General features: G+C 72.7%; 9 protein-coding genes. 3 read left to right on the forward strand and 6 right to left on the reverse strand.

Annotated elements, in window-relative coordinates; genetic code table 11:
* Nucleotides 1-11: 11 nt before the first annotated feature.
* The 3 genes from AB0D01_RS21500 to AB0D01_RS21510 form a co-directional block, all read right to left on the reverse strand.
* Entirely contained in the window at nt 12-350 is a 339-nt protein-coding gene (locus AB0D01_RS21500; RefSeq protein ID WP_249768000.1) for a P-II family nitrogen regulator, read from the reverse strand.
* Nucleotides 347-1,693 (reverse strand): ammonium transporter, encoded by a 1,347-nt coding sequence (locus AB0D01_RS21505; protein ID WP_363057536.1) that lies wholly within the window; start codon nt 1,691-1,693, stop codon nt 347-349. Before AB0D01_RS21505 ends, AB0D01_RS21500 begins: the two co-directional genes overlap by 4 nt.
* Nucleotides 1,694-1,957: 264 nt before the next feature.
* On the reverse strand, nt 1,958-3,457 hold the full coding sequence (locus AB0D01_RS21510) for a hypothetical protein (protein ID WP_363057538.1): 1,500 nt from the start codon (nt 3,455-3,457) through the stop codon (nt 1,958-1,960).
* Between the two features lie 406 nt (nt 3,458-3,863).
* Between AB0D01_RS21510 and AB0D01_RS21515 the strand changes: the two genes are divergently transcribed.
* Nucleotides 3,864-4,532, forward strand: a complete 669-nt coding sequence (locus tag AB0D01_RS21515; RefSeq protein WP_363057540.1) for a bifunctional DNA primase/polymerase — start codon at nt 3,864-3,866, stop codon at nt 4,530-4,532.
* Nucleotides 4,533-4,709: 177 nt separating this feature from the next.
* Here the strand turns inward: AB0D01_RS21515 and ftsY are convergent, their stop codons facing one another.
* Nucleotides 4,710-5,927, reverse strand: a complete 1,218-nt coding sequence (gene ftsY / locus AB0D01_RS21520) for a signal recognition particle-docking protein FtsY (protein ID WP_363057542.1) — start codon at nt 5,925-5,927, stop codon at nt 4,710-4,712.
* Between the two features lie 132 nt (nt 5,928-6,059).
* On the opposite strand from ftsY, the gene AB0D01_RS21525 reads away from it, so the two are divergent.
* Entirely contained in the window at nt 6,060-7,559 is a 1,500-nt protein-coding gene (locus AB0D01_RS21525) for a cytosine permease (RefSeq protein ID WP_363057544.1), read from the forward strand.
* Nucleotides 7,560-7,620: 61 nt separating this feature from the next.
* On the forward strand, nt 7,621-8,607 hold the full coding sequence (locus tag AB0D01_RS21530; protein ID WP_363057546.1) for an LLM class flavin-dependent oxidoreductase: 987 nt from the start codon (nt 7,621-7,623) through the stop codon (nt 8,605-8,607).
* 45 nt (nt 8,608-8,652) lie between these two features.
* Here the strand turns inward: AB0D01_RS21530 and AB0D01_RS21535 are convergent, their stop codons facing one another.
* Both AB0D01_RS21535 and AB0D01_RS21540 read right to left on the reverse strand, forming a co-directional pair.
* A complete protein-coding gene (locus AB0D01_RS21535; protein WP_363057548.1) occupies nt 8,653-10,077 on the reverse strand; it encodes a sugar porter family MFS transporter in 1,425 nt (474 codons plus the stop codon).
* A 207-nt stretch (nt 10,078-10,284) separates the two neighbouring features.
* The gene (locus AB0D01_RS21540; RefSeq protein ID WP_363057550.1) at nt 10,285-13,974 is read right to left on the reverse strand and encodes an AAA family ATPase; all 3,690 of its coding nucleotides are present in this window, start codon (nt 13,972-13,974) and stop codon (nt 10,285-10,287) included.
* Between the last annotated feature and the right edge of the window lie 19 nt (nt 13,975-13,993).

Genomic DNA, 13,993 nt, shown 5'->3' on the forward strand with positions numbered 1-13,993 from the left:
GCTCCCGTCACCTAGAGCGCGTCGGCGCCGCGCTCGCCGGTGCGGACCCGTACGACCGAGTCCACGGGGACGCTCCACACCTTGCCGTCGCCGATCTTGCCGGTGGCGGCGGCGCTGACGATCACGGAGATCAGTTCCTCGGCGTCGTCGTCGTCGACGAGGACCTCGATGCGGATCTTCGGGACGAGGTCCACGGTGTACTCGGCGCCCCGGTAGACCTCGGTGTGGCCGCGCTGGCGGCCGTAGCCGCTGGCCTCGGTGACGGTCAGGCCCTGCACCCCGAAGGCCTGGAGGGCTTCCTTGATCTCGTCCAGCTTGTAGGGCTTGACGATGGCGGTGATCAGCTTCATGCGTCGACCTTCTTGCTCGCGGCGGGTGCGGGGGCGGCAGCGGCGGTGGAGCGGAGGGAGGCGCCACCGCCGGCTCCGCTGAAGTCGTAGGCGGTCTCGGCGTGCTCGGCCTGGTCGATGCCGGAGACCTCGACGTCCTCGCTGACGCGCATGCCGATGGTCTTGTCGAGGAGCAGGGCGAGGACGGCGGAGACGACCAGGGAGTAGGCGAGGACGGCGAAGACGCCGATGGCCTGCTTGCCGAGCTGTTCGAGGCCGCCGCCGTAGAAGAGGCCCGCGGCGTCGGACTGGACGCCGCCGGTGGCGAAGAGGCCGACGAGGAGCGAGCCGGCGATGCCGCCGACGAGGTGGACGCCGACCACGTCGAGGGAGTCGTCGTAGCCGAAGCGGTACTTCAGGCCGACGGCCATGGCGCACAGCACACCGGCGATGGCGCCCACCGCGATCGCGCCCAGCGGGCTGACGGAGCCGCCGGCGGGGGTGATGGCGACGAGGCCGGCGACCGCGCCGGAGGCGGCGCCGAGGGTGGTGAAGGAGCCGTGGCGCAGCTTCTCGTAGGCGAGCCAGGCGAGCATCGCGGCGGCGGTGGCGACCTGGGTGTTGACGAACATGACGGCGCCGATGCCGTCGTCGTTGCCCAGCCAGGAGCCGGCGTTGAAGCCGAACCAGCCGAACCACAGGAGGCCGGCGCCGAGCATCACGAGCGGGAGGCTGTGCGGGCGCATCGGGTCCTTCTTGAAGCCGACGCGCTTGCCGATGACGAGGATGACGCCGAGGGCGGCGGCGCCCGCGTTGATGTGGACGGCGGTGCCGCCGGCGAAGTCGATCACGCCGAGTTCGAAGAGCCAGCCGCCGGCGCCCCAGACCCAGTGGGCGACGGGGAAGTAGACGACGGTCACCCACAGCGCGGTGAACAGGACCCATGCGCCGAACTTGACGCGGTCGGCGAGGGCGCCGCTGATCAGGGCGGGGGTGATGACGGCGAACATGAGCTGGAAGACGGCGAAGACGTAGACCGGGATGGTGTAGCCGTCCCAGAGTTCGGTCAGGCCGATGCCGCTGAGGCCGACGTAGTCGGCGTTCCAGCCGATGACGGAGCCGATGTCGGAACCGAAGGCGAGGCTGAAGCCGTAGAGCACCCACAGGATCGTGACGATCCCCAGGCTGACGAAGCTCATCATCAGCATGTTGAGGCTGCTCTTGACCCGGACCATTCCCCCGTAGAAGAAGGCGAGTCCCGGGGTCATCAGCATGACCAGGGCGGAGCAGATGAGCATGAACCCGGTGTTCGCGGCGGAGAGCGTGGGCGCGTCTGCCGCGAGGGTCGTGATGGCTGATGCCATCGGCGTCTCCTCGTCGTCGGTACGTTCGCGTGCGGGCGACCGTGGAACCTCGGCGGCGCGGGGGCGGGCGGCCTGTGGGTGGGCCGGCCGCGCCGGCCGGTTATTGGCCATGAGATTCGCGCAGGCCGGTTTCCGGCGGCGCCGCCGGTTGTTTCGCGGCGGTGACGAAGAGGTCGGACGTGTTACGCGTCCATGAACGGGCCCGGGCGCGCGACGGGCCCCGGCCGGGATCCGCCGGCCCACGGGCCGGACGGCCCGGACGGCTCATACGGCCTCGGCGGCCTCGGGCAGGCGGGAGGCGAGGAGGTCGGTGAGGCGGACGACCTCGGCGACGTCGCCGTATTCGCGGGCGGCGGTGTCGACGGTCTTGCGCAGGCGGGTGTTCACCCGTTCGGAGCGCACCTTTCGCGCCACGTCGAGGGCCTGGTCCACGAGGACGGTGGCCTGCTCGGGTTCGCGCTGGAGGAGGTGGACGGTGGCCATCCCGACGAGGTTGAGGGCGTACGAGCGCTGGTGCACCTCGTCCTTGGCGAAGAGGTCGACGGCCTTCTGCATGACCGGTTCGGCGAGCGAGGCGTAGGTGGGGCTGCGGCCGGCGACGTAGGCCAGGTCGCGGTAGGAGTGGGAGTTCTCGCCGTTGAGTTCGGCCTCGGAGAAGAAGCCGATCCAGTCGGGCTCGGGCTCGTCCGCGAAGACGATGTCGGAGAAGGTGTCCTCGGCCATCCGGACGGCCCGCTTGCAGCGGCTGGGCTGGCCCATGTTGGCGTAGGCGCGGGCCTCCATCGCATACAGCATGGCCTGGGTGCGGGGGCCGGCGCAGTCGCGGCTGCCGTACTGGGCGAGGTGGATGAGTTCCAGGGCGTCCTCGGGGCGGCCGAGGTGGATCATCTGGCGGCTCATGTTGGAGAGGATGTACGAGCCCAGGGGTTTGTCCCCGGCCTCCTTGGCGGCGTGCAGCGCGAGGACGAAGTACTTCTGGGCGGTGGGGTGCAGGCCGATGTCGTAGCTCATCCAGCCGGCGAGTTCGGCGAGTTCGGCGGCGACCTTGAAGAGGCGCTTGGTCACGGGCGCCGGGTGGTTCTCCTGGAGCAGGTCGGTGACCTCGTGGAGCTGTCCGACGACGGCCTTGCGGCGCAGGCCGCCGCCGCACTGGGCGTCCCACTGGCGGAACATGACGGTGGTGGCTTCGAGGAGGTCGAGTTCCGGTTCGGACAGCCGGGGCGGCCGGTGTCCCCCGAGGCCCGTCGGCCCGCCCTCGGGGCGGAGCCCCGGGTCGGCGACGGGGACCGGCACGAGCCAGCGCTGCATGGGTTCGATGAGGGCGGGGCCGGCGGAGAGGGCGAGCGAGGTCCCGAGGAAGCCCCGGCGGGCGAGCATCAGGTCGCTGCGGGAGAACTCGCTGAGCAGTTCCACCGTCTGCGGGCCGGCCCAGGGCAGGTCGACGCCGGAGACGGAGGGCGTCTGGTGGGCGGTGCGCAGGCCGAGCTGTTCGATGGCGACGACGGAGCCGAAGCGTTCGGAGAACAGTTCGGACAGGATCCGGGGCACCGGTTCGCGGGGCTGTTCGCCGTCCAGCCAGCGGCGCACGCGGGAGGTGTCGGTGCTGATGTGGTGGGCGCCCATCTGGCGGGCCCGGCGGTTCACCTGACGGGCGAGTTCGCCCTTGGACCAGCCGCTGCGGACGAACCAGGAGGTCAGCTGGTCGTTGCGGTCGGCCGGGTCCCCGCTCGTACCGCTCGTTCCGCTTGCGCCACTGCCGCTCACTGGAACGCCCCCATCCGCATCGCGTCTTCACACGAAACCCTGGCCGGGACGGCCACCTCCGCCGGCGACCTTCACAGGTCCTCCACGGATTGCCTCCGGCATACCCACGGCCTGCCCAGCCCTTCGGGCTCGTGCACCGAAAGTAATCCTACGATCACCCCGTCGGCGAGGTCGATTCCAGAAACGCCACCATTCGCCACCCCTTCGAATGAACTCGCCACCGGCCAGGCGCGATTCACTTGACACCACGGCGAAACGGAACGGTTGGACGGGAGTGCGCCGGGGCGCGCGCGGCGAGGAGTGCGCCGTCGCCCCCCGGTGGAAGGCGCACCGCACCCGGTCTCCGAGGAGGTCTCGCCGACGTCGTAACCACCGACGCGTCCGACCCGTTGGAGGGGGCATGGGCATGGGCTTCACGATCGGCGGCAGCCGCGGCACCAAGGAGTTCCGTTCCGGCGCCCGGCGCCGCGGGCGGACCTCCGAGTGCACGGCGGTGGCGGAGTACACCGGACTCTGGGGTTGGGACGCGGTCCCCGGGGCCCGCGCCGCCGCTCCGGCCCGCGACTGCTCCTGCGGTCATACGAACTGCGGTGCGCCGGGGGCGCATCCGCTGGACTTCGCTCCCACCGTCCCCGCGGGCGCCACGCTCGACGAGGTCGCGGAGATCTGGGGCGAGTATCCGGGCGCCTCGATCCTGTTGCCCGTCGGCCGCTCCTTCGACGTCATCGAGGTCTCCGCGGAGGCGGGCCGCCGGGCCCTGGTCCGGCTGGAGCGGATGGGCCTGCCGCTGGGCCCGGTCACCGTCACCCCCGACCGGCGCGCCCAGTTCTTCGTCGCCCCGGGAGCCGCCGCCGAACTGCCCCGGCTGCTGTACCGCATGGGATGGGACGACGCCGATCTGGACCTGCGGGCCCTGGGGCAGGGCGCCTTCCTGACGGCCCCGCCCAGCGATCACGCGGGCCTGGGCCCGGCCGACTGGCTGCGCCCGCCCGCGCTGGACCGCGCGGGCGGTCCCCCGCAGGCCCGCCTGCTGCTCGGCACCCTGGCCTACATCTGCCACCGGTTCCGCCACTGAACTTCCGCCCCGTGCGGCGCGACGGCGCCGTGTTGCACCGTGCCCCCGCGTCCGGATCGGACGGCGGGGGCACGGGTGCGCGCGGGGGTCGGTGCGCGGGGGCTGTCGGGGGCTGCGTACGGGGGCGGTCGGAGCGGACGGGGCGGGGACACGTACCGGCGGTCTCCCCGGGGGTGCTCAGTCGCCGATGAGGGCGTCGACGAACGCCTCCGGCTCGAAGGGGGCCAGGTCGTCCGGGCCCTCGCCGAGGCCGATGAGCTTGACCGGGACGCCGAGCTCGCGCTGGACGGCGACGACGATGCCGCCCTTGGCCGTGCCGTCGAGCTTGGTCAGCACGATGCCGGTGATGTCCACGACCTCGGCGAAGACGCGCGCCTGGGTCAGGCCGTTCTGGCCGGTCGTGGCGTCGAGGACGAGCAGGACCTCGTCCAGCGGGCCGTGCTTCTCGACGACGCGCTTGACCTTGCCGAGCTCGTCCATGAGGCCGGTCTTGGTGTGCAGGCGGCCGGCGGTGTCGATGAGGACCACGTCCGCGCCCTCGGCGATGCCCTCCTTGACCGCGTCGTAGGCGATGGAGGCGGGGTCTCCGCCCTCCGGGCCGCGCACGGTGCGGGCGCCGACGCGCTCGCCCCAGGTCTGGAGCTGGTCGGCGGCGGCGGCGCGGAAGGTGTCCGCGGCGCCGAGCACCACGCTGCGGCCGTCGGCGACCAGGACGCGGGCCAGCTTGCCCGTGGTGGTGGTCTTGCCGGTGCCGTTGACGCCGACGACCATCACGACGGCCGGAGTCTCGACGCCGCTCTCGGTCTTCACGGCGCGGTCGAAGTCGGTGCCGACGAGGGCGACCAGCTCCTCCTTCAGCAGGGCGCGCAGCTCGGCGGGGGTGCGGGTGCCGAGCACCTTGACCCGCTCGCGCAGGCGCTCCACCAGTTCCTGGGTCGGCGCGACGCCGACGTCGGCGATGAGGAGGGTCTCCTCGATCTCCTCCCAGGTGTCCTCGTCGAGGTGCTCGCGCGAGAGCAGCGTGAGCAGCCCCTTGCCGAGCGAGTTCTGGGACCGGGCGAGGCGCGCGCGCAGCCGGACCAGGCGGCCGGCGGTGGGCTCGGGCACCTCGATCTCGGGCGCGGCCGGGGCCTCGGGTTCGGCGACGGCGGGTGCCTCGGGAGCCGCAGCCTCCGCTTCGGGGAGGACGACCTCCTCGATCGTGCGGCGGGGTTCTTCCGCCGTCGGTGCGGCGTCCTCCCCCACCTGCGGTTCGGCGGGCGGGGCAGTGATGGTCGGCGTGCTCGGCGGCGCCGTGGGGGGCAGCTGCTTCTTCTTGCGGCTGCTGACCACGAGCCCGCTGATCGCGCCGACCGCGACCAGGGCGATGACTACGGCAAGGATGAGGATTTCCATAACGCTCCCAGTATCGGCCACCCCCACCGACCTTTCGGAGGAGCACAGGAGGGTATTAGTCCTCTATTTGTGGTTTTCAGGGCGAATCTACGATGATGGGCGACTCCCCCTTCCTCCCCCACGGAGTAGCGCATGCCTGCCGAGCCCGCCGAAGGCGCGATATCGCCCGCCCTCGACCGTGCCGTGGACCACACCGCCGAGAAAGCCGTCGAGACCCGCGGGCTGGAGCCCGTGCCCGACGAAGAGCGCGGCGGGCGGGTCCGCGAGCTCGTTCCCACCTGGGTCGCCGCGAACATCAGCGTGCTGCTGCTGACCATGGGCGCGGGTCTGGTGATCTTCAACAAGCTCAACATCTGGCAGGTGCTGGTCGTCGCGCTGGCGGCGCCCGTGCTCTCTTACGGGATCGTCGGACTGATCTCCATCGCGGGCAAGCGCGGCGGGTCTCCGGGCATGGCGCTGTCGCGGGCCGTCTTCGGGCAGCGCGGCAACCTCTTCCCCGGGGCGCTGATCTGGGTGGCGCGCTGGGGCTGGGAGACGATCAACGCGGTCAGCGGCGCCTACGCCGTGCTGACGGTGCTGGACCTGCTCTTCGGGATCAAGAGCAACACCCCCCTCATCGTCGTCACCCTGCTCTTCTTCGTGGGCTGCACCTTCGTGGTCTCCGGGCTGGGGATCAACGCGCTGCGCGTCTGCTCCAAGTGGTCGACGTACCTCTTCGGCGGTTTCAGCGTGCTCGTCCTCGGCTACCTGGTCTTCACCACCGACTGGGCCGCCGTCCTCGACAAGCCGGCCGGCTCCACGGCGATGATGATCGCCGGCATCGGCACGATCGCGGCGGGCGGCATCAGCTGGGTCCCCTCCGGTCCGGACTTCACCCGCTACCTGCCCCGCACCGCCTCGTCCAGGGCGATGGTCGGCGCGACGATCGGCGGCGCGGGCGTGGTCGTCCTGCCCATGGTGCTGATGGGCGCCGTGATGGCCGTCGGCACCCCGGACCTGGCCACCGCCCAGGACCCGGTCTCCTTCATCGGCGAGCTGCTGCCGACCTGGATCGCGGTCCCCTACCTGCTCATCGCGCTCGTCGGCATGCTGCTGATCAACTCGATGTCCATGTACTCGGCCGGCTTCACCGCGCAGACCCTGGGCATCAAGGTGCCGCGCGCCTGGGCCGTCAGCGTGAACGCCGTCATCAGCCTGGTCTTCGGCTTCCTGCTGATGGTGGTGGCGACCAGCTTCTTCGGCTCGTTCATCTCCTTCCTCACGCTGCTGGCGGTGGCCTTCTCCGCCTGGATCGGCGTCTTCGGCGTCGACATGCTCCGCCGCACGACCTACGACGGCCCCGCGCTGCTCGACACCACCCCGACCAGTGCCTACTGGTACAAGGGCGGTTTCGCCTGGCAGGCGATGACGGCCTGGGGCGTGGCCCTGGTGGTGGGCACCCTGTTCACCGAGGTCGACTGGTTCACCGGGCCGCTGGCCTCCACCTGGATCGGGCGCAACGGGCTGGGCTGGGTCGCGGGCATCCTGACCTCCGCCCTGCTGTACGCCGTGCTCCCCCGCACGCCCGCCCCGCCGGCGACGGCCTCGGCGGACGACGCGGCCCGCGAGCCCGCCGGATCCCTGTCCAACTGACGCCACGTCAGCTAACGTCCCCCTTCGCCCACCACCACCTCCGGCGAAGGGGGACTCCTCCATGCCCATCACCGTGGCCCGGTTCAATCTCGTCGACCCGAACGGCACTCCCGAGAGCCTCTCGGCCCGTTACCGGGAGGCGCTGGAGATGACGCGCTACGCGGACGAGCACGGGATCGACACCGTCCAGACGGAGGAGCACCACGGGACGGACAACAACTGGATGCCCTCCCCGTTCGCCTTCGCGGGCGCCGTCTTCGGCGCCACCCGCCGGATCGCGGTCACCGTCTCGGCGATCATCGGCCCGCTGCACGACCCGCTGAAGGTCGCCGAGGACATCGCGGTGCTGGACCTGCTGAGCGGCGGGCGCCTGGTCACGGTGGCGGGGATCGGCTACCGGCCGCGGGAGTACGAGCAGCACGGTGTGGAGTGGGGTCGGCGCGGCCGGCTCCAGGACGAGCTGCTGGAGACCCTCCTGGCGGCCTGGACCGGCGAGCCGTTCACCTTCCGCGGCAGGACCGTACGGGTGACCCCGCGCCCCTTCACCCGGCCGCATCCGCTGCTGCTGGTCGGCGGCAGCTCCGAGGCGGCGGCCCGCCGGGCGGCCAGGCTCGGCCTGCCGTTCTTCCCGAGCGCGCACCTGCCGGAGCTGGAGGCGTACTACGTCGAACGGCTGGCGGAGTACGGGACGGAGGGCTTCTGCATGATGCCCGCCCCCGAGACCCCGCTGCTGCACGTCGCCGAGGACCCGGACCGGGCCTGGGCGCTCTACGGGCGGCACTTCCTGCACGAGGCGGCGACGTACGCCTCCTGGCAGTCGAAGGACATCCGCAGCGCGGTGCGTTCGGGCGCCCGCACGGTCGAGGAGCTGCGCGCGGAGGGCGTCTACCGGATCCTGTCCCCGGAGCAGGCGGTGGAGTTCGCCCGCGGCGCGGGCGAGGCGGGGAACCTGGTGCTGCACCCGCTGTGCGGGGGCATGCCGCTCGACGAGGGCTGGCGGAGCCTGCGGCTGCTGTGCGAACAGGTGCTGCCCCGGCTCAAGGACTGAGCGGGGGCAGCACCCGGGGAGGAGAGGGGTGGTGGCGGGGGATGGTTACCCCATCTCCTCCAACGCCTTGCCCTTGGTCTCCGGCACCCATTTGAGGATGAAGGGGATCGAGAGCACGGCGAAGACGGTGTAGATGACGTAGGCGCCGGACAGGTTCCAGTCGGCCAGGGTCGGGAAGCTGACGGTGATCAGCCAGTTGGCCACCCACTGGGCCGCCGCGGCCACGCCGAGGGCGGCGGCGCGGATGCGGCCGGGGAACATCTCGCCGAGCAGCACCCAGACCACCACGCCCCAGGAGAGGGCGAAGAAGAGGACGAAGAGGTTGGCCGCGACCAGGGCGACGATGCCCTGGGTGTGCGGCAGGGTGACGTCGTCCCCGGTGCCGGTGGTGAAGGAGAACGCCCACGCGGCGGTGCCCAGGGAGAGGGCCATGCCCACCGAGCCGATGAGGGCGAGCGGCTTGCGGCCGAGGCGGTCCACGAACACCATCGCGATCACCGTGCCGATGATGTTCACGACGGAGGTCTCGAAGGAGTACAGGAACGAGGCGCTCGGGTCGATGCCGACCGACTGCCACAGCGAGGAGCTGTAGTAGAAGATCACGTTGATGCCGACGAGCTGCTGGAAGACCGACAGGCCGATGCCGATCCAGACGATGGGCAGCAGCCCGAACCGGCCGCCGAGCAGGTCCTTGAAGGTGGACTTGTGCTCGGAGCGCATCGCGTGGTCGATCTCCGCGACCCGGGCGTCGATGCCGGTGCCCTCGACCTCGGTGAGGACCTTCTTGGCCTCGGCGGTGCGCCCGACGGAGATCAGGAAGCGCGGTGACTCCGGGATCGCGAAGGACAGCAGGCCGTAGAGGGCGGCGGGGACGACCATCACGCCGAGCATCCACTGCCAGGCCTCCAGGCCGGCGAGATCGCCGCGCTGGTCGCCGTCGGCGAGGTTGAGGATGCCCCAGTTGACGAGCTGCGACACGGCGATGCCGATGACGATCGCGGCCTGCTGGAAGGAGGCGAGCCGACCGCGGTAGGCGGGCGGGGAGACCTCGGCGATGTAGGCGGGGCCGATCACGGAGGCCATGCCGATGCCGAAGCCGCCGACGACCCGCCACAGGGCGAGGTCCCAGAGGGCGAAGGGCAGGGCGGAGCCGATGGCGCTCGCGGTGAAGAGGACGGCGGCGATCTGCATGCAGCGGATGCGGCCGATCCGGTCGGCGAGGCGGCCGGCGGTGGCGGCGCCGAGGGCGCAGCCGATCAGCGCGGCGGCGATGACCTGGGCGAGGGCGGAGGAGCCCACGTCGAAACGGTCCCGGATGGCGACGACGGCGCCGTTGATGACGGAGCTGTCGTAACCGAAGAGGAAACCGCCCATCGCGGCGGCAGCGGTGATGAAGATGACGTGCCCGAGGTGTTCGGGCTGCGACGCGCGTCCGCCGCCGGGCGGTACCTGCGCTGTGCTGCTGGTCAAGGTGAGCTCCGTGGGGGGTTTTGTCCGTTCTCCTTAGTGGCGCACAGGTAAAGATCGGGCACCACTCGAAGTCGGGAGACAGCGGAGCGAGCCTATGCGTTCATTTCCTGAAGTCAATACTTCGTAAGAAGGTCGTGTTACCTGACTTCTCCAGTGATTGGATTCAGCTCTTGAACTCGAAGGTGCGCAGACGCCGGTCCCGGCGGGTCAGCGCAGGCGCTGGCTGATGACCTTCGAGACCCCGTCGCCCTGCATCGAGACGCCGTACAGGGCGTCCGCGACCTCCATCGTCCGCTTCTGGTGCGTGATGACGATCAGCTGCGAGCTCTCCTGGAGCTCGACCATCAGCCGGATCAGCCGCTGGAGGTTGGTGTCGTCGAGCGCGGCCTCGACCTCGTCCATCACGTAGAAGGGGCTGGGGCGCGCCTTGAAGATGGAGACCAGCAGCGCCACGGCCGTCAGGGAGCGCTCGCCGCCCGACAGCAGCGACAGCCGCTTGACCTTCTTGCCCGGCGGGCGGGCCTCGACGTCCACCCCGGTCGCCAGCATGTCGTCCGGGTCGGTGAGCACGAGCCGGCCCTCGCCGCCGGGGAACAGCCGCGAGAACACCCCCTCGAACTCCCGGGCGGTGTCCCGGTAGGCCTCGGTGAAGACCTCCTCCACCCGCCGGTCGACCTCCTTCACCACCTGAAGGAGGTCGGCCCGCGTCTTGCGCAGGTCGTCCAGCTGCTCGCCGAGGAAGCGGTGGCGCTCCTCCAGCGCCGCGAACTCCTCCAGGGCGAGCGGATTGATCTTGCCGAGCTGCTGGTACGCGCGCTCCGCGGCCCGAAGCCGCTTCTCCTGCCGTTCGCGTACGAAGGGGCCCGGCCGGTTGCGCGGGTGCTCCGGATCCTCCGGCAGCTCCTCCCCCTCGGCGGGCGGCGACGGCGGAACGGGCTGGTCGGGGCCGTACTCCGCGACGAGCGCGGCCGGCTCCACCCCCAGCTCCTCCAGCGCCCGCGTCTCCAACTGCTCGATCCGCAGCCGCTTCTCGGCGCCCAGCACCTCGCCCCGGTGCACCGAGTCCGTCAGCCTGTCCAGCTCGTCCTTCAGGTCACGCCCCTGCCCGCGGGCCTCGCCGAGCTCCTTCTCCCCCGCCTGCTGAGCCGACTCCGCCGCCGCGCGCTCCCCTTCCGCCCTACCGAGCGACACCTGGAGGTGCGCCAGCAACTGCCGCGCCCCGTCGGCCACGGCCCGGCCCACCGCGGCCTCGTGACGCAGCCGCAGGCGGCGCCGCTCGGCCCGCGCCCGGGCCTCGCGTTCGGCCCGCGCGCCCCGGTCCAGCGCGTCCGCCCGACCGGCCAGGCCCTTGACCCGTTCCTCGTGCGTACGCAGTTGGAGCCGGGCCTCCATCTCCGTCTGCCGGGCGTTCGCCCCGTCGGCCGCGAGCCGGTCCCGCGCGGAGCCGTCGGGCTCCTCGGCGACGGGCATCTCCTCCACCGCCGCGAGCCGCTCCGCGCACTCCTCCACCTCGATCCGCGTCCGCTCCAGCGTCTCCTGCGCCGAGGCCGCGGCCCGGGCCGCGCGTTCGGCCTCGCCGGCGGCCCCCTTCGCCTGCCCGGAGAGCCCTCCGAGCCGCTGCGCCACGCCCGCGCGGGCCCGCTCGCCGGCGCGGCGGCGCTCGGCCGTCTCCTCGACCCGGGCGGCCGAAGCGGCGCGGTGCTCCCGCGCCGCCTCCTCGGCCCCGGCCAGTTCCCCGCAGCGGGCCTCCAGTCGCTCCAGTTCCGCAGCGGCCTCGTCGACGGCGGCCCGGACCTCGATGAGACTGGGCGCGCCCGCGGAGCCGCCGTGCGCGAAGTGCGCGCCGAGCACGTCCCCGTCGGCGGTGACCGCGACCAGCCCGGGGTCCTCGCCGACCAGCGCCTCGGCCTCCTCCAGCGAGCCCACCACGACGTGGTCGCGCAGCACCCAGGCCACGGCCCGGCACAGCTCGGCGTCCCCGCCGACCAGCGAGGCGGCCTCCCGACCCACCACCGCCGTACGGGTGAACGCGCGTGCGGTGGCGTGCGCCGCGCCGGCCGCCGCCTCCGCGCCGGGTGCCGGGGCGGGCGACCCGGCGCCCTCGGGCTCGGGCTCGCCGGCCGCCGCCGGGACCGGGGCCCGACCGGCCGTCCCGGGCGAGGCCTGCCCCGGGAGCAGCGCCGCGGGCGGCGCGACCAGGAACCCGGCCCGCCCCGCGTCCGTGTCCCGCAGGTGGCGGATCGCCGCGGCGGCCGCCCCCGGCGAGGCCACGGCCACCGCGTCGGCGGCGGCCCCGAGCGCGGCGGCCACGGCGACCTCGTGCCCCGGGGCCACCGTCAGCCGCTCCGCCGCCGGGCCGAGCAGCCCGACCAGCCGTTCGCGCGCGGCGAGCACCGCCCCCGTACCGTCCTTGCGCCGCAGCCCGAGCGCCAGGGCGTCCCGGCGCGCCGCGACGGCCGCGCGGGATCGCTCCGCCCCGGCCAGCGCCTCCCGGGCCGCGCCGAGGACCGCCTCCGCCTCGACCAGCTCCGAGCGGGCCCGCTCGTGCTCCCCCTCCGCGTCGGGGTCGCCCAGGCCGTCGACCTCCTCGGCCAGCGCCTCGTACTCCTCGCGGGCCGCCACCGCCCGGGCCTCGGCCTCCTCCCGGGACGCCACGAGCCGCTCGATCTCCGCCTGCGCGGCGCCCGCCCGCGAGCGGGCCGCGCCCAGGCGCCCCGTCAGTCGGGCCAGCTCCTCGCGCCGGTCGGCGAGGGCCCGGGCCGCGTCCCGCAGGCGCCGTTCCTCCTCGGCCAGGGCCCGCTCCAGCTCGGCGCGGTGCCCGGAGGTGTCCTCCAGCGCCCGCCCGGCCGCCTCCAGGGCCGCCGTCAGTTCGGCCTCCTGCTCCCGGATCCGGGCCGCCTCGCGCTCCATGTCCTCGGGGTCGCGACCCCGGCGCTCCTCCTCCACCGGCGCCGAGGCGCTGCGGACGCGCGCCTCGGCCAGGGACTCGGTGCCCCGGACCCGTTCGGCGAGCTGCGAGAGTTCGTACCAGGTCTGTCGGGCCCGCTGGAGCCGGGGCGCGAGCCGCCGTACGGTCTCCTCCAACTCGGCTTCGCGCCGCGCGGCCTCCGCGAGCCGGCGCTGCGCCGATTCCCTGCGCTCCTTGAGGGCCGCCTCGTCGGCGATCTCCGCGTCCAGGGCGGTGCGCAGCGCCACCAGGTCGTCGGCGAGCAGCCGCAACCGGGCGTCGCGCAGGTCCGCCTGGATGACGGCGGCGCGGCGGGCGACCGCGGCCTGGCGCCCCAGCGGCTTCAACTGGCGGCGCAGCTCGTCGGTGAGGTCCTGCACCCGCGCGAGGTTGGCCTGCATCGCGTCGAGCTTGCGCAGGGCCTTCTCCTTGCGCTTGCGGTGCTTGAGGACGCCCGCGGCCTCCTCGATGAAGGCGCGGCGGCCCAGCGGATCGGCGTGCAGCACGGAGTCGAGCCGGCCCTGCCCGACGATGACGTGCATCTCGCGGCCGATGCCGGAGTCGGAGAGGAGTTCCTGGATGTCGAGTAGCCGGCAGGTGTCCCCGTTGATCTGGTACTCGCTGCTGCCGCCGCGGAACATGATCCGCGTGATGGTGACCTCGGCGTACTCGATGGGCAGCGCGCCGTCGGAGTTGTCGATGGTGAGGGAGACCTCGGCGCGGCCCAGGGGCGGGCGGCCCGTGGTCCCCGCGAAGATGACGTCCTCCATCTTCCCGCCGCGCAACGTCTTGGCCCCCTGCTCCCCCATGACCCAGGAGAGCGCGTCCACCACGTTGGACTTGCCCGAGCCGTTCGGGCCCACGACACAGGTGATCCCCGGTTCGAAGCGAAGGGTCGTCGCGGAAGCGAAGGATTTGAAGCCACGCAGGGTCAGGGACTTGAGGTGCACGCCGCCGGACTCTACCTCT

This window comes from Streptomyces sp. NPDC048606, assembly GCF_040650855.1.
Lineage (GTDB): Bacteria > Actinomycetota > Actinomycetes > Streptomycetales > Streptomycetaceae > Streptomyces.